Genomic DNA, 19278 nt, shown 5'->3' with positions numbered 1-19278 from the left:
CGTGCGCGCCCAAGAGCTTCTAGAGCCCCTGGCGCTGGACGCCTTCCTCGTCACCCGGCCGGAGAACGTCCGCTACCTCTCCGGCTTCCCCCACCCCGAGGACGCCCAGGTCCTGGTCACGGAAGAGGGGGCCTTCCTCCTCACCGACCCCCGCTACCCGGAGGCGGAACGGGAAAGCCGCATCCCCGCCAAGGTCCTTAGGCGCGAGGAGCGGGAAGAGCTTTACCGGAACCTCCGGGGCCGGGTGGGCTTTGAGGCGGAGCACCTCCCCTACGCCGCCTTAGAGCGCCTCCGGGAGCTTTCCCCCGCCGATTGGGTGCCCACCAAGGGGGTGGTGGAGAGGCTTAGGCTCAGGAAGACCCCGGAGGAGGTGGAAAGGATCCGCAAGGCCCAGGCCCTGGCGGAGGAGGCCCTGGCCCATGTCCTTCCCCTCCTCAGGCCCGGAGTGGAAGAGCGGGAGATCGCCCTGGAGATAGAGTTTTTCCTCAAGAGGCGGGGAGCCGAGCCGGCCTTCCCCCCCATCGTGGCCTCCGGGGCAAGAGGCGCCCTCCCCCACGCCCGGGCCTCGGAAAAGCGCCTCCTGGAGGGGGAGCTTGTCACCCTGGACCTCGGGGCCAGGGTGGAGGGGTACCACTCGGACATGACCCGCACCTTCGCCCTGGGGCGGGTAGAGGGGGAGCTCAGGAGGGCGTTCCGGGCGGTTTGGGAGGCCCTCGAGGCCGCCCTCGCCGCCCTCGCCCCCGGGAAGCCGGCCAAGGAGGTGGACGCCCTGGCCCGCAAGGTCCTGGAGGGGTACGGCCTGGACCGCCACTTCGTCCACTCCCTGGGCCACGGGGTGGGGCTTGCGGTGCACGAGGGGCCGGGCCTTTCCCCCTATAGCGAAGAGGTCCTGGAGCCCGGCATGGTGGTCACCGTGGAGCCCGGGGTCTACCTCCCGGGGCTGGGCGGGGTGCGGCTGGAGGAGCTCGTGCTCCTCACCGAGAAGGGCCCAGAGCTCCTCTCCCGCTTCCCCCGGGACCGGGAGGTGTGAATGCGCCTCGCCTTTCTCCTGCCCTTTGTCCTCCTGGCCCTGGCCCAGACCTACACCGTGAAGAAGGGGGACACCCTCTTCCGCATCGCCAAGGCCCACGGCCTGAGCGTAGGGGAGCTCATGCGCCTGAACGGGCTCGCCTCGGAGCGCATCTACCCGGGGCAGGTCCTGCGGGTAGGGCCTTCCCCGAAACCTGGCCGCTTCCTGGAGGAGGGCCTCGCCGTCTGGTACGGCCCCGGTTTCCACGGAAAGCGGACGGCCAGCGGAGAGGTCTACGACATGCACGCCCTCACCGCCGCCCACCCCTCTTTGCCCTTCGGCACCCGGGTTCGGGTGACCAACCTGAGAAACGGCAAGAGCGTGGTGGTGCGCATCAACGACCGGGGCCCCTTTGGAGGCAGGTACATCATTGACCTCTCCTACGCCGCCGCCAAGGCCATCGGCGCCCTCTCGGCCACCCGCGTGCGCCTGGAGGTGGAGGACTAGAGATGGTCCGCTACGGCTTTCACCTCTCCATCGCCGGGAAGAAGGGGGTGGCGGGCGCGGTGGAGGAGGCCCTGCGCCTGGGCCTTTCCGCCTTCCAGATCTTCGCCAAAAGCCCGAGGGGCTGGAAGACCCGCCCCCTCTCCCCCGGGGAAGTGGAGGCCTTCCGCGCCCTAAGGGAGGCGGCCGGGGGGCTTCCCGCCGTGATCCACGCCTCCTACCTGGTGAACCTGGGAGCGGAGGGGGAGCTTTGGGAAAAGAGCGTCATGAGCCTCGCCGACGACCTGGAAAAGGCCGCCCTCCTCGGGGTGGAGTACGTGGTGGTCCACCCGGGCTCGGGAAGCCCGGAGCGGGTGAGGGAAGGCGCCCTTAAGGCCCTCCGCCTGGCCCAGGTGAGGGAACGCCCCAAACTCCTTTTGGAAAACACCGCCGGGGGCGGGGAAAAGGTGGGGGCCCGCTTTGAGGAGCTGGCCTGGCTCATCGCCGAAACCCCCATGGGGGTCTGCCTGGACACCTGCCACGCCTTCGCCGCCGGGTACCCCGTGAAGGACGCCCCCAGGGAGGTGCTTTCCGAGCTGGACCGGACCGTGGGCCTGGAGCGGGTGCCCGTGGTCCACCTGAACGACTCCGTGGGGGGCCTGGGAAGCCGCATAGACCACCACGCCCACCTCCTCCAGGGCGAGATCGGAGAAGGGCTCAAGGGGGTCCTCCTGGACCCCCGCCTGAGGGGGCGGGTCTTCATCCTGGAAACCCCGAGGAGCCCCGAGGAGGACGCCTGGAACCTCGAGGTCCTCCGGGGCTGGCTTGGGGAGGGTTAAGCGCCCCACCGCGGTAAAAGCCGCGGTGGGGGCCCCAAAAGCGCTTTCCCAAAGCCCCACCTCGGGCACTTCAGGCCAGGCGCTTAGCCCAAAAAAAAGCCGAAGAAGGCCCTCCGGGCGAGGGCCAGGACCTCCTGAATGGGCCCCCTAAGCACGGTGAGGATGAGGAGAAAGGAGAGCCAGGCGTACCTTTCCAGGCTCCAGAGGAAAGGTTGCCAGGAAAGGGGAAGAAGGCTTTGGAGGATCTTGGAGCCGTCCAGAGGGGGGATGGGCAGGAGGTTGAAGACCGCCAGGACCAGGTTGAGGCTGCTGGCGAAGAAGAGGCCCAGGGCCAAGACCCCAGTAGGGGTACGGAGCTCCCCCCGGAAGGTCTGGACCACGCCAAAGGGGTCCAAGGCCAAAAGCCCCCGCACGGCGAGGGCGAGGAGGACCGCCAGGGCCAGGTTGATGGCGATGCCCGCCACGGACACCACGAAAAGCCCGAGGCGGTAGCGGCGGAAGGCCAGGGGGTTCACGGGCACCGGCCTGGCCCAGCCGAACCCCGCGAGGATGAGGAGGAGGGTACCTAGGGGGTCCAGGTGGCGCAAGGGGTTCAGGCTGAGGCGCCCCAGGCGGCGGGCGGTGTCGTCCCCGAAGAGAAAGGCGGCGTAGGCGTGGCCCCACTCGTGCAGGGCGAGGCTGAAGAGGAGGGCGGAAAGGGCCAGGGCGAAGGCCAGGGGGTCCTGCCCAAGGAGGGCGATCATAGGCCAAAGACCCGGTAGAGGGCCTGCAGGAGGCCCGCAAGCCCCTCCACCACCGAGCCCGTGACCCCGGTGTAGGAGAGGACGAGGAAGACCAGGAGGAAGCCGAGAGGCCCGAGACCTGCGAGCTGGTCCAGGAAGCGGCGGGCCTCGAGGCCCCCCACGGCGTAAAGGGCCCGGGCCCCGTCCAAGGGGGGCACGGGGAAGAGGTAGATGGCGGCGTGGAGGAGCATGAGGCGCTGGCCCACGAAGAGCCCTTCGCCGAAGGGGTAGGGCAGGAAGCGGGCCAGGAGGCCGTAGAGGAAGGCGGCGAGGAAAAAGCCCAAGGGGCCCATGAGGGCCACCCAGAACCCCTTGGACCCGGGCAGGCGGGTGGGCACGGGGCGGGGCCAGCCGAAGCCCAGGAGGACCAGGAGGAGGAGGCCCAGGGGCTCGAGGTGGACCCTGGGGTCCAGGGAGAGGAAGCCCTGCCACCTCGGGGCCCGCTCCCCGTAGCGGTCGGCGAGCCAAGCCTGGAGCAGGTTGTGGAGCACGAGCCCGAAGGCCCCGAGGAGGAAGGAGAGGAGGAAGACCGGAGGGTCACGGAGCAGGGGGAACAGTCCCATCGTCCACCAGTCTACGGGCTAGGGCCAGCTCCTCCTCAAAGGTGCGCACCTCCCCCCGCGCCCGGGCCTCGGCCACCCTTCTCAGGACCTCCCCCACCTTGGGACCCGGGGCAAGGCCCATCTCCAAGAGGTCCCGCCCCCGGAGGACCCGCCGCTTTTCCCTAAGCCAAGCCTCCCGCTCGGGAAAAAGGGCCAGAAAAACGCTTCGCAAAGGCTCCTTGTCCAGGGCTTCCCTGGAAACCTCCTCTCCCCTCTTCGCCTGGAGGAGGAGGGCCAGGTCCTCCTGGAGGCGCTTGGGCACCGCGAGGGCCTGGGCCCTGGCCAGAGGAGCTTCCTGGAAGAAGAGGAGGAGCAGAAGCCTGGCCTCCACCCAGGTCCTTTCCAGGGCGTCCTCGGGAAGGCGCAGGCGGGCGAAGGGGGCCTTTTCGGGAAGGGAGAGGCCGTAGAGGGGCCTCAGGGCCCCCATTTCCTCCAGAAGGGCCAGGGCCTCGTAGAAGGTGTCCTCCTCGAGGGTCAGCAGGAGCTCGTCCCGGAGGCGGCTCTTGCTGGCCGTGCGCAGCACCTCGGGCAGGAGGGCGGGAGGAAGGATGCGCAAGGCTTCCTCGGCGAAGCGGAAGGCGAGCCGGGCCGCCAGGCGGGCCCCCCGGACGATGCGGCTCGGGTCCTCTACAAAGGAAAGGGGATGGAGGGGCCTTAGGAGGCGGGCCTCCAGGTCCTTAAGACCCCCGTAGGGGTCCAGAAGCTCCAGGGTGGAAAGGGAAAGGGCCATGGCGTTCACCGTGTAGTCCCGCCTTTCCAGGTCCTTGGCGATGGGAGCCGGGCGTACCTCCGGCAGGGCCCCGGGGTAGGGGTAGACCTCCTCCCGGCTTTCCGCCAGGTCCACGGAAAGACCGAAGGGAAGGCGCACCCGCCCGGTGCCGAAGGCGTAGTGGAGGGCGTAGCTTCCCCCGAAGCGCTCCGCCAAAAAGCGGGCCACCTCCCCCACCCGCACCCCCGGCTCCAGCACCAGGTCCAGGTCCGGCCCCGAGCGGGAAAGCAGGGCGTCCCGCACCGCCCCGCCCACCAGGTACACCCCCTGGGGGAAAGCCTCCTTCAGGGCCAGGACCACCCGCCTCGCCCCTTCGGGAAGGGCCTCGAGGATCCTCTCCCCCAGGCTTGGCTCGGGGCTTGGCCGCTTGCGGTAGAGGTCCGTACGGGTGAAGATGCCGAGGAGCCGCCACCCCTCCCCCACCGCCTCCCCCACCAGGACCCGGCCTCCCCCCTCCTTCAGCCGGGGCTCCACCTGGGAAAGCGGGGTATCCGGGGGGAGGACCACCGCTCGGGCCAAAAACCCTTCCACCGGGTGGTGGACCAGGCCCAGGCGCTCCGCCTTCCTCAGGTCCCGCCGCCGGGCGAGCCCCAAAACCCGCACCCCGCCCCCCTCCAGGGGCACCACCACGGGCATAGCCCCGTAGCCCCGTTCTTCCAGCCTGCGCAGGGCCTCCCCCACCGTGGTGGGGAAAAGGGTTTCCACCGGGGAGGTCATGGCTTCTCCCAAGGTGGGCTCGGGGGTAAGGAAGAGGGAGAGGTTAGAAAGAAGCCTCCGCAAGGCGCTCCGCGCCCCCCTTACCCGGGCGAAGGCCGCCCGGGGATGCCCCCCGCCCCCCACCTGGGCGAGCCAGCGGGCCACGTCCAGGCGCGCCTTGCTCCGGGCGATGAGGAGGACCTCCCTGCCCAGCCGGAGCGCCAAGAGCACCCCGTCCGCCTCGTACAGGTCCAGAAGGGTATGGGCCAGGGGGGCCAGGGCGGGCACGTACCCCTCCTCCCTAGCCCGGGCCAGGAGAAGGCGGAAGCCCTCCACCTCCACCACCCGGGCGGTCTTGAGGAGCTCCTTGAGGACACCCCGGGCCTCCTCCCCCAGGTGGGGACGCACCCAGTCCCTGACCCGGGGGACCTCCGCGCCCATGAGGACCAGGTGGTGGGCGGCCTCGAGGTCCAAGGGGGTGGTGGAGGGGAAGCTGAACCCCCCGGTGTCCTCCCAAACCCCGGCGTAGGCCAGGGTGGCCTCCAAGGGGGTGAGGGCGAGGCCCCGCTCCCTGAGGAGGGGAAGGAGCAGGCTCACCGTGGCCCCCACCGCCGCCACCTTTCCCCCCACGGCGGGCACGTCCCCGGGGGTCCTCGGGTGGTGGTCAAAGACGAGGAAGGGCACCCGGCCCACCAGGGCCTTGAAGGGCCCGATGCGCTCGGGGCGGGCGTTGTCCACCAGGATCACCTCGGAAACCCTGTCCAGGGGGATCTCCGAGGCGGGGACGAGGTCCAAGCGGTCCTCCAAAAGGGGCGCGATCTCCTTAAGCGGACCCTCGAGGCCCCCCACCAGGGCAAGGAGGCTCCCCGGGAAAAGCTTCCCCGCCAGCACCATGGAGCCCAGGGCGTCAAAGTCCAGGTTCTCGTGGGCCACCACCACCCGCACGGTTTTTAGCTTACTTGACGGAAGGAAGCCCCCTTGCTAAACTCGGGCTTGGCACGCGGAGAGGTGCCCGAGTGGCTGAAGGGACACGACTGGAAATCGTGTAGGCGGGCTTAAACCTGCCTCGCGGGTTCGAATCCCGCCCTCTCCGCCAAACCCCTAGCCTCAGGGCTGGGGTTTTTTCTTCAGCCCCCCCCTTCCACCTCCACCACCCGTCCCTCCTTGCGGGCCTCCACGGCTTGCTCCGAGCCCCTACCCCCACCTAGGAGGACGGGATGAGGAGGCCAGGCCGCGCGAGAAGAGGGCGCCCCTCGCGAATGGGCACCCAGTACTACTGGAGGCGTCAAAAGCAGTCCCCCGCCTCTCTTCCGAGGCGGGGCTTTCGGCGTCCTGGAGCTGGTGGAGCGGCGGGGATTTGAACCCCGGACCTCCCGCTTGCAAGGCGGGTGCTCTCCCTCTGAGCTACCGCCCCAAGCCTTCGGCAGTATAGCCCAAGAGGGGGGCTTACGCAAAGGACCCTTCCCCTCTATAATCGGAAAGGTGTGCCGCACCAGCCCTCGGGCAGGGGAAGGTCCCGCGGGAACGAGGACGGCGCACGGGAAACGCCAAGCCCAACCTTCCCCGATGGGAGGAATATGCCGGTCAACATCAGCGTGAAGGAGCTACTGGAAGCCGGGGTCCACTTTGGCCACGAGCGCAAGCGCTGGAACCCCAAGTTCGCCCGCTACATCTACGCCGAGCGCAACGGCATCCACATCATTGACCTCCAGAAGACCATGGTGGAGCTGGAGCGCACCTTCCGCTTCCTCGAGGACCTGGCCATGCGCGGGGGAACGGTGCTCTTCGTGGGCACCAAGAAGCAGGCGCAAGACATCGTGCGCATGGAGGCGGAACGCGCGGGCATGCCCTACGTGAACCAGCGCTGGCTGGGCGGGATGCTCACCAACTTCAAGACCATCTCCCAGCGGGTGCACCGCCTGGAGGAGCTGGAAAACCTCTTCGCCTCCGAGGACATCCACCACCGCCCCAAGAAGGAGCAGGTGCGCCTCAAGCACGAGCTTGACCGCCTGCAGAAGTACCTCTCCGGCTTCCGGCGCCTGAAGCGGCTTCCCGACGCGGTCTTCGTGGTGGACCCCACCAAGGAGGCCATCGCCGTGCGGGAGGCCAGGAAGCTCTTCATCCCCGTGGTGGCCCTGGCGGACACGGACTCCGACCCCGACCTGGTGGACTACATCATCCCCGGGAACGACGACGCCATCCGCTCCATCCAGCTCATCCTCTCCCGGGCGGCGGACCTCATCATCGAGGCCCGGGGCGGGGTGGCGGGGCCCTCCCCCTCCTATGCCCTGGTGGAGGAGGCCGAGCGGGCCGAGGCCCAGGGGACCCTGGACGAGGGCTTGGCAGGCGAAGACGAGGTGGAAGCATGAGCCAGACCGAACTCATCAAGAAGCTCCGCGAGGCCACGGGGGCCGGGATGATGGACGTGAAGAAGGCCCTCGAGGACGCCGGCTGGGACGAGGACAAGGCCGTCCAGCTCCTAAGGGAGCGGGGAGCCATGAAGGCCGCCAAGAAGGCGGAGCGGGAAGCCCGGGAAGGCATCATCGGCCACTACATCCACCACAACCAGCGGGTGGGGGTGATCCTGGAGCTCAACTGCGAGACCGACTTCGTGGCCCGGAACGAGATCTTCCAGGGCCTGGCCAAGGACCTCGCCATGCACATCGCCATGATGAACCCCCGCTACGTCTCCCTCGAGGAGATCCCCGCCGAGGAGCTGGAGAAAGAGCGGCAGATCTACATCCAGGCCGCCCTCAACGAGGGGAAGCCCAAGGAGATCGCCGAGAAGATCGCCGAGGGCCGCCTGAAGAAGTACCTGGAGGAGGTGGTCCTCCTGGAGCAGCCCTTCGTCAAGGACGACAAGGTGAAGGTGAAGGAGCTCATTCAGCAGGCCATCGCCAAGACCGGGGAAAACATCGTGGTGCGGCGCTTCTGCCGCCTGGAAGTGGGAGCGTAGGCCATGGAAGCCGCCGGGGCCCCTACCCAAGGGCCCCGGTTTTTCTTAGAGCCATGAAGTACAAGCGCGTCCTCCTGAAGCTTTCCGGCGAGTTTCTGACGCAAAACGGCTTCGGCATTGAGCCCGAGGCCACCCGGGCCCTGGCCCAGGAGATCAAGGCCGCCTACGAGACCGGGGTCCAGCTGGCCATCGTCATCGGGGCCGGAAACCTCTGGCGGGGGGCCCGGCAGGGGGTGGGGATGGACCGGGCCACCGCCGACTACATCGGCATGCTGGCCACCATCATGAACGCCCTGGCCCTGCAGGACGCCCTCGAGGCCCTCTCCATCCCCACCCGGGTCCAGACCGCCCTCACCATCCCCCAGGTGGCCGAGCCCTACATCAGGAGGCGGGCCCTCCGCCACCTGGAGAAGGGGCGCATCGTCATCTTCGGCGGGGGAACGGGGAACCCCTTCTTCTCCACGGACACCGCCGCCGCCCTCCGCGCCCTGGAGGTGGGGGCGGAGGTGGTCCTCATGGCCAAGAACAAGGTGGACGGGGTCTACTCCGACGACCCCCGCAAGAACCCCGAGGCGGTGCGCTTTGACGAGCTCACCTACCTCGAGGTCCTGAACCGCGGCCTTCAGGTCATGGACACCACCGCCATCACCCTCTGCATGGAGGCCGGGCTTCCCATCGTGGTCTTTGACATCTTCAAGCCGGGCGCCCTGGTGGGTATTATCCAAGGGGAAAAGGTGGGCACCCTGATCCACCCGTAGATAAGGAGGGACCATGACCCTGAAGGAGCTTTACGCGGAAACCCGGAGCCACATGCAAAAGAGCCTCGAGGCCCTGGAGCACAACCTGGCGGGCCTGCGCACCGGGCGGGCCAATCCCGCCCTCCTCCTCCACCTCAAGGTGGAGTACTACGGGACCCACGTTCCCCTCTCCCAGATCGCCACCGTCACCGCCCCCGACGCCCGCACCCTGGTGGTCCAGTCCTGGGACCAGAACGCCCTCAAGGCCATAGAGAAGGCCATCCGCGAGTCCGACCTCGGCCTGAACCCCAGCAACAAGGGGGATGCCCTCTACATCAACATCCCCCCCCTCACCGAGGAAAGGCGCAAGGAGCTGGTGAGGACCGCCCGGCACCTGGCCGAGGAGGGGCGGATCGCCATCCGCAACGTCCGCCGCGAGGCCCTGGAAAAGCTGAAGAAGCTCTCCAAGGAACTCCACCTCTCCGAGGACGACACCAAGCGGGCCGAAGGGGAGATCCAGAAGATCACCGACGAGTTCATCGCCAAGGTGGACGAGATGGTGGAGAAGAAGGAACAGGAGATCCTCCACTAGCTCATCCCCAGGCCCGCAGGGGAGGGGCCAAGGCCATGCCGAAGACCGTGCCCAGCGCGCAAAGCGCCCCAGGAGACCGGGGGTGAGGGACGACCTTCCCACCCGCGTCCTTTCCTCCCTCATCGGGGCAAGCCTCCTTCTCCTGGTGCTCTGGGCCGGCCTTCCCCTAATCCTTCCCGCCTTGGCCTTCGTCCTCTGGCTGGGAAGCCTGGAGCTTCAGGGCATGCTGGCCCGCCGAGGGGTGGCCCTCAACCTGCCCCTCCTCCTCCTCGGGGGTCTCTTGCTTTTCCTCTTCTCCCTGCCTTCCCTCCACTGGCACTTTCCCCAGGTGCCCTGGCGGGAGGTGGCCCTGGGCCTCTTCCTCATGGCGGCCTTCAGCTACGAGCTCCTGAAGGGAGCCGACCTCACCCGCTTCGCCTTCACCCTCTTGGCCTTCCTCTACCTGCCCTGGAGCCTGGGCTACGTCCTCCTCCTCCGGGAAACCCCCGATGGGGCTCTAGGGCTTTGGACCCTAAGCCTTCCCATCGTGGCCAGCTTCGCCACCGACATCGGGGCCTACTTCGCGGGCCGCCTCTTCGGGCGCAGGAAGCTCGCCCCCGAGATCAGCCCGGGCAAAACCGTGGAGGGGTCTTTGGGCGGCATCGCGGTAAGCTTCCTGGCCCTCTTGGTCTACACGGGGCTGGTGCGGGAGGTCTTTCCCTTTGGGCTTTTGGAGCTCTGGCTCTTCAGCCTTCTCCTCTCCCTGGCGGCCCAGCTCGGGGACCTGGCCGAGTCCATGCTCAAGCGCTACTGCGGGGTGAAGGACTCCGGGCACTTCCTCCCGGGGCACGGAGGGGTTTTGGACCGCATAGACAGCCTCCTCTTCACCTTCCCCCTCACCTACTACCTGGTGGTGCTCTTCACATGAAACGGGTCGTGGTCCTTGGTTCCACGGGTTCCATCGGAAGGCAGGCCCTCGAGGTCTGCCGCCTGAGGGGCTACGAGGTGGTGGGCCTCGCCGCCGGGAAAAACCTCGAGGCCCTCTCCCAGCAGATCGCCTTTTGGAAGCCCCGCCTGGTGGCGGCGGAGGAAAGCCTCCACGCCGAGCTCAAAGCCCGCTTTCCCGGGCTCAAGCTCGCCACGGCCGAGGAGGTGGCCGCCCTGGAGGCCGAGGTGGCCGTGGCCGCCATCCCGGGCCTCGCCGGGCTTGCCCCCACCCGGGCGGCGGTGCGAACCGGGAAGCGGGTGGCCCTGGCCAACAAGGAGGCCATGGTGGCCGCGGGCCCCCTCCTCTGGCAGGAGGCGGAGGCCCACGGGGCCGAGATCCTCCCCGTGGACTCGGAGCACTCCGCCCTCTTCCAGGCCCTCCTCGGGGAGAGGCGGGAGGACGTGGCCGAGCTCGTCCTCACGGCGAGCGGCGGGCCTTTCCTCAAGGAGCCCGAGGACCTCGCCCAGGTGACCCCGGAGATGGCCCTCCGCCACCCCCGCTGGCGGATGGGCCCCAAGGTCACCGTGGACTCCGCCACCCTCTTCAACAAGGGCCTCGAGGTCCTCGAGGCCAAGGAGCTCTTCCGCTTCCCCCTGGAGAAGATCAAGGTCCTCATCCACCCCCAGGCCTACGTCCACGGCCTGGTGCGCTTCCTGGACGGGAGCCTCAAGGCCCAGCTCGGCCCCACGGACATGCGGCTTTTCATCCAGTACGCCCTCACCTACCCCGAGCGGGCGGAAACCCCCCTGAAGGACCTCCCCATCCCCGGGGTGCTGGAGTTTCTGGAACCCGACCTCAAGCGCTTTCCCGCCCTGGCCGTGGCCTACGAGGCGGGAAGGCGGGGAGGCTTGGCCCAGGTAGCCGTCTCCGCCGCCGACGAGGTGGCGGTGGAGGCCTTCCTCCAGGGGAAAATCCCCTTCCCCCGCATCCCCGAGATCCTGTCCCGGGTGCTGGAAGCCACCCCCACGGAACCCCTAACATGGGAGAGCCTCTTCGCCGCGGACGCCTGGGCCCGGGAGGAGGCCAAGAGGTGGGCATGAGCCTGTTCTGGTTTCTGGTCATCATCGGCGTAAGCGTCTTCGTCCACGAGCTTGGGCACTACCTGGCGGCGAGGCTTCAAGGGGTGCGGGTCAAGGCCTTCAGCGTCGGCTTCGGCCCGGTCCTTTGGCGCAAGGAGGCCTGGGGCACCGAGTGGCGGCTTTCCGCCATCCCCCTCGGGGGGTACGCCGATATAGAGGGCCTCCTCCCCGAGGAAAAGGGAAGGGGGTACGACGCCCTTCCCTTCCTGGGGAAGCTCCTCGTCCTGGTGGCGGGGGTGGCCATGAACCTCCTCCTCGCCTGGGGCCTCTTCGCCTACCTCTTCAGCGCCCAGGGGGTGCCCGAGGCCACGGGCAGGGCGGTGATCCTCGAGGTCCTGCCGGGGAGCGTGGCCGAGGAGGCGGGGCTCAAGCCGGGGGACATCCTCCTCGCCGTGGACGGAAAGCCCCTGGAAAGGCCCCAGGAGATTGAAGGGCTCAAGACCCCAGGCGCCCACACCCTGGCCGTGCTCCGCGAGGGCAAGGAGGTGGCCCTCTCCCTCACCTGGAAAGAGGGGATGGAACGCTTGGGCGTGGTCTACCAGCCGGAGGTGGCCTACCGCAAGGTGGGCTTCCTGGAGGGGCTCGGCCTCGCCGCAGGGCGGACCCTGGCCTTCGGGCCCGCCCTCGTCCGGGCCCTGGTGGGGGGGCTTCTCGGCGTCCTCGCGGGGAACCCCGATAGCGGCGTCCTGGGCCCCGTGGGCATCCTGGTGGAGACGGGGCGGGCGGCCCAGGAGGGGCTTTTCCGCCTGGTGGAACTCGCCGCCGCCATCAACCTCTCCCTCGCCCTCTTCAACCTTCTCCCCATCCCCGCCTTAGACGGCGGCCGCATCCTCCTCCTCTTCCTCGGCCGCTTCCTCCGCCTCCGGCCCGAGCAGGAGGCCACCGTCCACTACCTGGGCTTCCTCTTCCTTCTCCTTCTCCTCCTCCTGGTCACCTTCCAGGACCTGAGGCGGCTTCTCGGAGGGTGAGGTGGCGGAGGCCACGGTCCTGATCCCCGCCTTCAACGAGGAGGCCACCATCGCCCAGGTGGTGCGGGTGGCCCGGGAAGCGGGGTTTCCCGTGGTGGTGGCGGACGACGGCTCCAAGGACGAAACCGCCCGAAGGGCCGAGGAGGCCGGGGCCGAGGTGGTGCGGCTAGGGGAGAACCGGGGGAAGGGCGGGGCCATCGCCGAAGGGCTTAAGGCGGTGCGGACCCCCTTCGTCCTCCTCCTGGACGCCGACCTTTTGGGCCTGAAGCTCGAGCACCTCCACGCCCTCTTGGAGCCGGTAGCCCGGGGCGAGGCGGAGATGACCGTGGGGCTTTTCCGGGGAGGGCGGCTTTCCACGGACCTGGCCATGCGCCTCACCCCCTTCCTCTCGGGGCAAAGGGCCGTGGCCACGGAGGCCCTCAAGGGGGTGCCCGGCCTGGAAAAGGCCCGCTACGACCTGGAACTTCTCCTCACCCGCCACGCCAAGGCCAGGGGCTGGCGGGTGCGCTACCTCCCCCTCCCCGGGGTGAGCCAGGTGATGAAGGAGGAAAAGCGGGGCCTCCTCCCCGGCTTCCTCCACCGGCTCCGCATGTACGGGGAGCTTCTCCGCTACCGGCTTAGAGGCTGGTAGCGGAAAAGCTCCACCCAGCCCTCCCCCGCCCGGTAGGCCACCACCCCCAGGCCCGGCACCAGGTAGAGCTCCTTGAGGTCGGTGCCTCCCTTTTCCGTGGTGTAGGCCACCCGCACCCGGTAGGCGTTGAAGGCCCCGGCCCTCACCCTCACCCCCTCCCACCCCTCCACCCGGGCGGAAAGGGCCACCCGCTGGCCCAGGAAGCGGGCGCTTCCCCCCCAGGCCGCTCCCAGCTCCAGGCGGGCCGGGTAGAGGAGGAGGGGGGGCTCAAAGGAAAAGTAGCCCTCCGGGAGCCCCACCCCCAAAAGGTAAAGCCCTTCGGGCGAGGCCCGCAGGCGGTCCTCCCGAAGGACCTTGCCCTCCTTGCTGTAGCGCAGGCGGAAGCCCTCGGAGGTGGGCCTCAGCTCCTGGAGGGTGCCGTCGGAGTAGGCGTAGCGCCCCCCCTCCTTGGGGAAGACCTGGGCCAGGGCCAGGGCCAGGAAAAGAACCAGGGCCCAGGACCTCGGCATCACTCCACCTCCCCCAGCTCGTGCCCCCGGCGGGTGGCGGCCTCCACCGCCTCGTAGAAGGCGGCCCGGAGGGCCCGGGCCTCGAGGGCGTGGAGGCCGTGAATGGTGGTGCCCCCGGGGCTCGCCACCTCGTCCTTGAGCTGGGCGGGGTGGCGGGTCTTGAGGAGTTCCCCCGTAGCCGCCAGGGCGTCCGCCGCCAGGCGCAGGGCCAGGGCTCGAGGCATGCCCATCTTCACCCCGGCGTCGGCCAGGGCCTCGGCCACCACCGCCAGGTAAGCGGGGGCCGAGGCCGACATGGCGGTGAAGGGGTCAAAGAGGTGCTCGGGGATCTCGTACACGTCCCCCACCGTGGCGAAAAGGGCCCGGGCGAAGTCCAGGTCCCCCGCCTCCTGGGCCTCCCTTAGAGAGGTGAGGGCGGTGGAGCTCTCCCCGATCATGGCCGCCAGGTTGGGCATGGCCCGCACCACCCGGCGGGTATCCAGCCTGCGGGCCAAGACGGCCGTGGAAACCCCGGCCATGATGGAGAGGAAACCCACCCCGGCCCGGGGAACCTCCGGGGCCAGCTGGGGGAAGTCCCGCGGCTGAACGGCGAGTAGCACCCGCTCGGCCTCGGCCAGGTCCTTCAGGGTAAGGGGGCGGACGCCAAAGGGCTCGGCCAGGGCCCGGGCCCGCTCCGGGGTGCGCCCCACCACCCCCACCTCCTCCCGGCGCAAAAAACCCCGCTCCAAAGCCCCTTTGAGGATGCTCCGGCCCATCTTGCCAAGGCCCAGGAAGGCGAGCTTCATGCCCTTGAGTCTACCTTGCGGAGGCGGAGGTAATAAAACCCGTCCAGGCCCCCCTCGGGGGACACGTAAACCCCAAGCCCCTGCCGAAGCACGGGCAAGGGAGAGGAGAAGGGCTCCGGGCGGAACTCGGGGTGCCTCTCCAAGAAGGCCCGGGCCACCCCTTCCCCCTCCTCCTCGGTGAGGGAGCAGACGGCGTAGACCAAAATCCCCCCCTCCTCCGTGGCCTGGGCGGCGGTTTCCAGAAGCTGAAGCTGAAGGGCCGCCATCCGGGCCGGGTCCCCTTCCTCCAGGCGGTAGCGGAGCTCGGGGTGGGCGCGGAAGGTGCCCGTGCCGGTGCAAGGAGCGTCCAGGAGAACCTTTTTAGCCCTTTCGGAAAGGGGTTCCCGCAGGTCCTGGGTGCGGTAGGCCACCTTTAGGCCGAGGCGCCGGGCCGTTTTCGCCCCCGCCTTCTGGCGCTTGGCGTTTAGGTCGTAGGAGACCACCTCCGCCCCCTTGGCCGCCAGGTAGAAGGCCTTGAGCCCGGCCCCGCCGCAAAGGTCCAGCACCTTCTCCCCAGGTTTGGGGTCCAGAAGCTTGGCGGCGAAGAGGGAAGCCGGGTTTTGCGGCTGGAGGCCCAAGGCGGGGAAGTCCGTCTTAGGCCCCTCCCAGACGTAGCTCTCCGGCAGGGGGCCAGGCTTTAGGTCCACCTCCCGGTAGGCGGTGACGAAGAGGGGGGCGGCCTCGTTGAAGGCCTCGGCGAAGCCCACCTCCCCGAAGAAGCCCCGCCAAGCCCCGCAGAGCCAGTCGGGGAGGGAAAGGCCCACGCACTCCGGGGCCTCCCTCGGGCGCAGGCGGCGAAGCACGGCGTTCACCAGCCCCGCGAGCCCCGGGTACCGGCGTTTCGTCTCCTCCACCCAGGGGCTCACCCGGGCGTGGTCGGGCTTCCCCACAAGCCATTCAAAGGCCCCAAGGCGCAGGGCCCAGCGCACTTCCCTGGGAAGCCTCTCCGGGGCCTTAAGGCTAGGCTCCAGGATGAAGTCCAGAAGCCTCAGGCGGCGGAGGGCTCCGTAGACCAGGTGGGTGGCGTAGGCCTTGTCCCGCTCGGGCCAGTCCACCCGGTCCAGGACCTGGTCCAAAAAGTGCTGGGCCCGGCCCCCTTCCTCCACCTGGAGGAGGACGGCCAGGGCCAGGCCCCTCGGGGTGTCGGGCCTCAAGACTCCAGGGGATGGGCCTTGATGCTGAACTTCAGGGCGGTCCGCTCCTCGTTCTCCAGGTCCAGCTTGACGAAGGCGGGCTTGACCACCAGGTCCAGGTTGTCGGGGGCGATGTAGCCGCGGGCGATGGCGATGGCCTTCACCGCCTGGTTCACGGCCTGGGGCCCGATGGCCTGCACCTCCACCTCCCCCTTGGTGCGCAGAAGCGCCGCGATGGCGCCGGCCACGGAGTTGGGGCGGGACTTGGAAGAGACGCGCAACGTTTCCACTCTGACCTCCTGAAAACCCTTGGGCCACCCGCTCGGGGAAGACATGGGCGGCTCAAAGCCCATCCTAGAGCAAGCGGGGCCCTTTGGCAACTAGCCGGCCAAGACCCTTTCCTCCAAGCCCTTCAGGAGGCTTTCCACGTTCTCCTGCATGAGCTTCTGCACCAGCTTTTGCAAAAGCCCCCCAAAGATGGGGATGGTGAGCTCGTAGACCAGGGTGAGGACCACCCGGGTGCCTTCGCCCTCGGGCTGAAACACCCAGGTGCCCTCGTAACGGTCAAAATCCCCCTCCGGGGAGAAGAAGCGGTTCCTGAGGTTTTGGTCGTCCCACTCCTCCTCCTCCAACCAGCGGACCTTCTTGCCCATGGCCACCGCCACCCACTCGCTCCGGGTACGGTTGCCCTCGCGGGAAAGCACCCTGAGGCTTTCCACCTCCTTGAGGTAGGGCTTCAGGCCCTCCAGGTCCTTGGCCAGCGCGTAGACCTTCTCCGGGGGGGCAGGGATATAGCGCTCGGCACGTACCTCAGGCATGGGCTCTTTTTACCCTTTTTCCTCCCCGCTGACAAGCTCGTAAGCCCGCAAGGCCACCGAGAGGGGAAAGCCACGCCCCACCAAAAACCGCACCGCCTTGGCCTTGTCCTGGCGCCTGGGGTAGCGGCGCAGGGCCCTAAGGGCGGCCTCGAGGGCCTCCTCCTCCCCAAGCTCCCCGAGAACCGCCTCCACCACCTCCTCCCCCACCCCTTGGGCCCTTAGGAGGTGGCGGAGCTTCAGGGGGCCGTACTTGCGCCGGACGGCCACGAAGGTCTCGGCGAAGGCCCGGTCGTCCAGGTAACCCAAGGCCCGGAGGCGCTCCAGGGCCTGGGCCACCTCGGCCTCGGGAAAGCGGGCCAGGAGCTTCTCCCTAAGGCGGGCCTGGCTCATGGCCCGAGCGGCGAGGAGGCGCAGGGCGTAGGCGAAGGCCTTGTCCATAGGTTTAGGGTACGCTATGGCCCATGCGGGTCTTCGCCATCGCCGACCCCCACCTCTCCCGCGTCCACCCCAAGCCCATGACCATCTTCGGCCCCGGCTGGCAAGGCCATCCCGAGGCCTTTTTCCGCGGCTGGCGGGAGGTGGTGGGGCCCTCGGACCTGGTGATCGTGGCCGGGGACATCTCCTGGGCCATGCGCCTCCCCGAGGCCATCCCCGACCTCCTGGACCTGGCGGCGCTCCCGGGGAAGAAGGTGCTCCTTAAGGGCAACCACGACTACTGGTGGCCCTCCATCTCCCGGCTCCGCGCCGCCCTTCCCGAAGGCATGTACGCCCTGCAAAACGATGCCCTGGTCCTGGACGGGGTGGCGGTGGCGGGCACCCGGGGTTGGCAGTACCCTCCTGAAACCCCCGAGGACGAGAAGATCCTGGCCCGGGAGGTGGAAAGGCTCGGGCTTTCCCTGAGGGCCCTGGAAGGGAGGCCCTACCGCCACCTCCTGGTGGCCTTCCACTTTCCCCCCTTCGGACCCGGCGGGGAGGCCACCCCCTTGCTGGAGCTGGCCGCCCAGGCCGGCCCCGCGGCCATCGTCTACGGCCACCTGCACGGGGCCGACCCCGCCAGGCTTCCCCAGAGCTACCGGGGCATCCCCCTCCACCTGGTGGCGGCGGACGCCCTCCGCTTCCGGCCCAAGCTGGTGTTGGAAGCCGACTAAGGATATACTCGGTACATGGTTTGGAGGCCCATAGGGGATGGCGTGGAGGCCCTTTACCTCACCACCCCCGTGGGGCGGTGGGTGGGGTATGGGGTTTATGTCTACCGGTACCGGGGCCTCCTGGTGGACACAGGCCCCCCTAAGGCCCGGCCCTTCGCCCCCGAGGCCGAGGCCGCCCTCCTCACCCACGCCCACGAGGACCACGCCGGGGGAGCCTTTCGGCTTGGCCTTCCCGTCTACGGGAGCGCCCTGACGGCCGCTCTGGTCGCCGCCCCCAAGCCCCTCCGCCTCTACCGCCGCCTGGTCTGGGGAAGTCCCCGCCCCCTGCGGGTGGAGGTGGCCGAGCGGGTCGGCCCCCTTTACTTTCTTCCCACCCCAGACCACGCCCCCGACCACGCGGCCCTCTACGACCCCGAGGCCGGCCTCCTCTTCGGGGGGGACCTCTTCCTGGGGGTGAAGGCCAGCCTGGCCACCCCAGGGTTTGACCTCCCCGCCCTCCTGGAAAGCCTCCAGAGGGTGCTTGCCCTCAGGCCTCGAGCCTTCTACTGCGCCCACGCCGGGCCCGTGGAGGCTCCCTTAAAGGCCCTCCAAGCCAAGCGGGACTTCCTGGAAGCCAAGCGGGAGGAGGCCCAGAGGCTCCGGGCCCAGGGCCTCACCCCCGAGGAAGCCCTCAAGCGCCTTTTCGGCGGGGAGAGCCCCCTGGCCTACCTCTCGGGAGGGGAGATGAGCCGCCTCGCCTTCGTGAAGGCCCTTATGATGGAGGGGTGATCACCGCCTTCGTCCTCATCCGCGCCCGGGGCGACCGCATCGCCCCCTTGGGGGAAGCCATCGCTGAGCTGCCTCAGGTGGCGGAAGTTTACTCCGTTACCGGGCCTTATGACCTGGTGGCCCTCCTCCGGCTCAAGGACCTCGAGGAGCTGGACGAGGCCGTAACCCAAGGGATCCTGGGCCTGGAAGGGGTGGAGCGCACGGAAACCCTCCTGGCCTTCCGGGCCTATCCCAGGAAGCTCCTGGACCAGGGCTTCTCCCTAGGGCAGGAGTAGTGCCCAAGCCCTTCCGCTTTCTCCTTCTCCTGCAGGGGGGGCTTCTCCTCCTGGGGGGAGGGGGGATGCTCCTTGGGGGCTTTCCCATGCTGGGGAGGCACCCCTTTGCGGAAAGCCTTCTTGGGCTTGGGCTCCTCCTGGGCTTGGCGGGCCTCGAGGCCCTCTTCCGCCGCCTCTTCCCCCATTCCTTTCACGAGGCGGAGCGCCTTCACCGGGAGCTGGGCCTGGCCCTGCGCCAGGCGGGGGCGACCCCTCCTTTTCTCCTCCTCTTGGCCTTTCTCTCGGGCCTGGCCGAGGAGGTCTTCTTCCGGGGCTTTCTGCAAAGCCTTCTCGCCTTAAAGCTGGGCCCCTGGGCGGTGCTCCTCCAGGCCTTCCTCTTCGCCCTCCTGCACCCCGCCCCCAGGGGAGCCCTGGCCTACACCCTTTACACCGGGGCGGCGGGCCTTCTCCTGGGCCTCGCCTACCTCCTCACGGGAAGCCTTCTCCCTGGGGTTTTGGCCCACTTCCTCCACAACGCCCGGGGCTTTTATGAGCTTGGGCGCTAAGTGCTCGCACCTTGGCTTTGCCACATGGGATGCCCGTGCTTGGGCTGTGGGAAAGCTCTTTTGGGGCCCCCACCGCGGCTTTTGCCGCGGTGGGGTACTTAAGCGCCCGCGCCTTGATTTGTGTCCGCCTGAAGACCGTGGTGGGCGG

Annotated in this window: 24 protein-coding genes and 2 tRNA genes; 16 read left to right on the top strand and 10 right to left on the bottom strand. The window is 68.8% G+C overall.

Annotated elements, in window-relative coordinates:
- Position 1: 1 nt before the first annotated feature.
- The 3 genes from AC01Y6_RS00840 to nfo are packed head-to-tail and all read left to right on the top strand — an operon-like array spanning position 2 to position 2331.
- On the top strand, positions 2-1030 hold the full coding sequence (locus AC01Y6_RS00840; RefSeq protein ID WP_476669816.1) for a M24 family metallopeptidase: 1029 nt from the start codon (positions 2-4) through the stop codon (positions 1028-1030).
- On the top strand, positions 1031-1516 hold the full coding sequence (locus tag AC01Y6_RS00835) for a septal ring lytic transglycosylase RlpA family protein (RefSeq protein WP_347242010.1): 486 nt from the start codon (positions 1031-1033) through the stop codon (positions 1514-1516).
- Between the two features lie 2 nt (positions 1517-1518).
- Complete coding sequence (nfo, locus tag AC01Y6_RS00830) at positions 1519-2331, top strand: endonuclease IV (RefSeq protein WP_476669815.1); 813 nt, start codon at positions 1519-1521, stop codon at positions 2329-2331.
- Between the two features lie 83 nt (positions 2332-2414).
- Here nfo and AC01Y6_RS00825 read toward each other — a convergent pair whose 3' ends face one another.
- From AC01Y6_RS00825 to AC01Y6_RS00815, 3 genes are read right to left on the bottom strand one after another with little or no spacing between them, the layout of a single operon-like run.
- A complete protein-coding gene (locus AC01Y6_RS00825; RefSeq protein WP_476669813.1) occupies positions 2415-3074 on the bottom strand; it encodes a site-2 protease family protein in 660 nt (219 codons plus the stop codon).
- Entirely contained in the window at positions 3071-3676 is a 606-nt protein-coding gene (locus tag AC01Y6_RS00820) for a zinc metalloprotease (RefSeq protein WP_476669812.1), read from the bottom strand. Before AC01Y6_RS00820 ends, AC01Y6_RS00825 begins: the two co-directional genes overlap by 4 nt.
- Positions 3651-6125: a CBS domain-containing protein gene (locus tag AC01Y6_RS00815; RefSeq protein WP_476669810.1), complete on the bottom strand. Its 2475-nt coding sequence runs from the start codon at positions 6123-6125 to the stop codon at positions 3651-3653. Before AC01Y6_RS00815 ends, AC01Y6_RS00820 begins: the two co-directional genes overlap by 26 nt.
- A gap of 57 nt (positions 6126-6182) precedes the next feature.
- On the opposite strand from AC01Y6_RS00815, the gene AC01Y6_RS00810 reads away from it, so the two are divergent.
- Positions 6183-6276: transfer RNA gene (locus AC01Y6_RS00810), tRNA-Ser, on the top strand.
- 243 nt (positions 6277-6519) lie between these two features.
- On the opposite strand, the gene AC01Y6_RS00805 is transcribed toward AC01Y6_RS00810, so the two are convergent.
- Positions 6520-6594 (bottom strand) — tRNA-Ala (locus AC01Y6_RS00805).
- Positions 6595-6757: 163 nt separating this feature from the next.
- Here AC01Y6_RS00805 and rpsB point away from each other — a divergent pair.
- The 8 genes from rpsB to AC01Y6_RS00765 all read left to right on the top strand — a co-directional run bounded on the left by rpsB (position 6758) and on the right by AC01Y6_RS00765 (position 13110).
- Entirely contained in the window at positions 6758-7549 is a 792-nt protein-coding gene (gene rpsB, locus AC01Y6_RS00800; protein WP_347242003.1) for a 30S ribosomal protein S2, read from the top strand.
- On the top strand, positions 7546-8136 hold the full coding sequence (gene tsf / locus AC01Y6_RS00795) for a translation elongation factor Ts (protein WP_347242002.1): 591 nt from the start codon (positions 7546-7548) through the stop codon (positions 8134-8136). The genes rpsB and tsf overlap by 4 nt, the downstream gene beginning before the upstream one ends.
- 53 nt (positions 8137-8189) lie before the next feature.
- The gene (pyrH, locus tag AC01Y6_RS00790; protein WP_428719967.1) at positions 8190-8894 is read left to right on the top strand and encodes a UMP kinase; all 705 of its coding nucleotides are present in this window, start codon (positions 8190-8192) and stop codon (positions 8892-8894) included.
- A 13-nt stretch (positions 8895-8907) separates the two neighbouring features.
- Complete coding sequence (frr, locus tag AC01Y6_RS00785) at positions 8908-9465, top strand: ribosome recycling factor (protein ID WP_347242000.1); 558 nt, start codon at positions 8908-8910, stop codon at positions 9463-9465.
- An 82-nt stretch (positions 9466-9547) separates the two neighbouring features.
- Positions 9548-10372 (top strand): phosphatidate cytidylyltransferase, encoded by an 825-nt coding sequence (locus tag AC01Y6_RS00780; protein ID WP_428721323.1) that lies wholly within the window; start codon positions 9548-9550, stop codon positions 10370-10372.
- Entirely contained in the window at positions 10369-11472 is a 1104-nt protein-coding gene (gene dxr / locus AC01Y6_RS00775) for a 1-deoxy-D-xylulose-5-phosphate reductoisomerase (protein ID WP_476669809.1), read from the top strand. The genes AC01Y6_RS00780 and dxr overlap by 4 nt, the downstream gene beginning before the upstream one ends.
- On the top strand, positions 11469-12479 hold the full coding sequence (locus AC01Y6_RS00770) for a M50 family metallopeptidase (RefSeq protein ID WP_428719965.1): 1011 nt from the start codon (positions 11469-11471) through the stop codon (positions 12477-12479). The genes dxr and AC01Y6_RS00770 overlap by 4 nt, the downstream gene beginning before the upstream one ends.
- A 1-nt stretch (position 12480) precedes the next feature.
- Positions 12481-13110 carry a glycosyltransferase family 2 protein gene (locus AC01Y6_RS00765; protein WP_347241996.1) on the top strand — a complete coding sequence of 210 codons (630 nt, stop codon included), beginning with the start codon at positions 12481-12483 and terminating at the stop codon, positions 13108-13110.
- Here the strand turns inward: AC01Y6_RS00765 and AC01Y6_RS00760 are convergent.
- From AC01Y6_RS00760 to AC01Y6_RS00735, 6 genes are all read right to left on the bottom strand, one after another.
- Complete coding sequence (locus AC01Y6_RS00760; protein ID WP_347241995.1) at positions 13089-13619, bottom strand: hypothetical protein; 531 nt, start codon at positions 13617-13619, stop codon at positions 13089-13091. The two genes, AC01Y6_RS00765 and AC01Y6_RS00760, sit on opposite strands and share 22 nt — an antisense overlap.
- Positions 13619-14404, bottom strand: coding sequence for a pyrroline-5-carboxylate reductase (gene proC, locus AC01Y6_RS00755; RefSeq protein ID WP_476669806.1), 786 nt, complete (start codon positions 14402-14404; stop codon positions 13619-13621). Before proC ends, AC01Y6_RS00760 begins: the two co-directional genes overlap by 1 nt.
- On the bottom strand, positions 14401-15597 hold the full coding sequence (locus AC01Y6_RS00750) for a transcription antitermination factor NusB (RefSeq protein ID WP_476669805.1): 1197 nt from the start codon (positions 15595-15597) through the stop codon (positions 14401-14403). The genes proC and AC01Y6_RS00750 overlap by 4 nt, the downstream gene beginning before the upstream one ends.
- Entirely contained in the window at positions 15594-15866 is a 273-nt protein-coding gene (locus AC01Y6_RS00745; protein ID WP_014515944.1) for a stage V sporulation protein S, read from the bottom strand. Before AC01Y6_RS00745 ends, AC01Y6_RS00750 begins: the two co-directional genes overlap by 4 nt.
- Positions 15867-15956: 90 nt before the next feature.
- A complete protein-coding gene (locus AC01Y6_RS00740) occupies positions 15957-16394 on the bottom strand; it encodes a type II toxin-antitoxin system RatA family toxin (protein ID WP_347241992.1) in 438 nt (145 codons plus the stop codon).
- A 9-nt stretch (positions 16395-16403) separates the two neighbouring features.
- On the bottom strand, positions 16404-16832 hold the full coding sequence (locus tag AC01Y6_RS00735) for a regulatory protein RecX (protein ID WP_428719963.1): 429 nt from the start codon (positions 16830-16832) through the stop codon (positions 16404-16406).
- 23 nt (positions 16833-16855) lie between these two features.
- Here AC01Y6_RS00735 and AC01Y6_RS00730 point away from each other — a divergent pair, with 23 nt between their 5' ends.
- From AC01Y6_RS00730 to AC01Y6_RS00715, 4 genes are read left to right on the top strand one after another with little or no spacing between them, the layout of a single operon-like run.
- On the top strand, positions 16856-17542 hold the full coding sequence (locus AC01Y6_RS00730) for a metallophosphoesterase (protein WP_347241990.1): 687 nt from the start codon (positions 16856-16858) through the stop codon (positions 17540-17542).
- A gap of 15 nt (positions 17543-17557) precedes the next feature.
- Positions 17558-18310, top strand: a complete 753-nt coding sequence (locus AC01Y6_RS00725; RefSeq protein ID WP_476669802.1) for an MBL fold metallo-hydrolase — start codon at positions 17558-17560, stop codon at positions 18308-18310.
- Positions 18307-18585 (top strand): Lrp/AsnC family transcriptional regulator, encoded by a 279-nt coding sequence (locus tag AC01Y6_RS00720; RefSeq protein ID WP_054638400.1) that lies wholly within the window; start codon positions 18307-18309, stop codon positions 18583-18585. Before AC01Y6_RS00725 ends, AC01Y6_RS00720 begins: the two co-directional genes overlap by 4 nt.
- Positions 18585-19130 carry a CPBP family glutamic-type intramembrane protease gene (locus AC01Y6_RS00715; protein ID WP_347241987.1) on the top strand — a complete coding sequence of 182 codons (546 nt, stop codon included), beginning with the start codon at positions 18585-18587 and terminating at the stop codon, positions 19128-19130. Before AC01Y6_RS00720 ends, AC01Y6_RS00715 begins: the two co-directional genes overlap by 1 nt.
- The last annotated feature ends 148 nt before the right edge of the window (positions 19131-19278 follow it).

This window comes from Thermus sp., from assembly GCF_056332225.1.
The sequence above is the reverse complement of the archived record's forward strand: the minus strand, read 5'-3'. Positions and strand labels throughout refer to the sequence as shown.

Coding starts and splice junctions, on each gene's coding strand:
- AC01Y6_RS00740 (WP_347241992.1), bottom strand. CDS start 16,394: ATGCCTGAGGTACGTGCCGAGCGCTATATCCCTGCCCCCCCGGAGAAG.
- AC01Y6_RS00770 (WP_428719965.1), top strand. CDS start 11,469: ATGAGCCTGTTCTGGTTTCTGGTCATCATCGGCGTAAGCGTCTTCGTC.
- tsf (WP_347242002.1), top strand. CDS start 7,546: ATGAGCCAGACCGAACTCATCAAGAAGCTCCGCGAGGCCACGGGGGCC.
- AC01Y6_RS00730 (WP_347241990.1), top strand. CDS start 16,856: ATGCGGGTCTTCGCCATCGCCGACCCCCACCTCTCCCGCGTCCACCCC.
- AC01Y6_RS00820 (WP_476669812.1), bottom strand. CDS start 3,676: ATGGGACTGTTCCCCCTGCTCCGTGACCCTCCGGTCTTCCTCCTCTCC.
- AC01Y6_RS00725 (WP_476669802.1), top strand. CDS start 17,558: ATGGTTTGGAGGCCCATAGGGGATGGCGTGGAGGCCCTTTACCTCACC.
- AC01Y6_RS00760 (WP_347241995.1), bottom strand. CDS start 13,619: ATGCCGAGGTCCTGGGCCCTGGTTCTTTTCCTGGCCCTGGCCCTGGCC.
- AC01Y6_RS00835 (WP_347242010.1), top strand. CDS start 1,031: ATGCGCCTCGCCTTTCTCCTGCCCTTTGTCCTCCTGGCCCTGGCCCAG.
- AC01Y6_RS00735 (WP_428719963.1), bottom strand. CDS start 16,832: ATGGACAAGGCCTTCGCCTACGCCCTGCGCCTCCTCGCCGCTCGGGCC.
- dxr (WP_476669809.1), top strand. CDS start 10,369: ATGAAACGGGTCGTGGTCCTTGGTTCCACGGGTTCCATCGGAAGGCAG.
- proC (WP_476669806.1), bottom strand. CDS start 14,404: ATGAAGCTCGCCTTCCTGGGCCTTGGCAAGATGGGCCGGAGCATCCTC.
- nfo (WP_476669815.1), top strand. CDS start 1,519: ATGGTCCGCTACGGCTTTCACCTCTCCATCGCCGGGAAGAAGGGGGTG.
- pyrH (WP_428719967.1), top strand. CDS start 8,190: ATGAAGTACAAGCGCGTCCTCCTGAAGCTTTCCGGCGAGTTTCTGACG.
- AC01Y6_RS00825 (WP_476669813.1), bottom strand. CDS start 3,074: ATGATCGCCCTCCTTGGGCAGGACCCCCTGGCCTTCGCCCTGGCCCTT.
- frr (WP_347242000.1), top strand. CDS start 8,908: ATGACCCTGAAGGAGCTTTACGCGGAAACCCGGAGCCACATGCAAAAG.
- rpsB (WP_347242003.1), top strand. CDS start 6,758: ATGCCGGTCAACATCAGCGTGAAGGAGCTACTGGAAGCCGGGGTCCAC.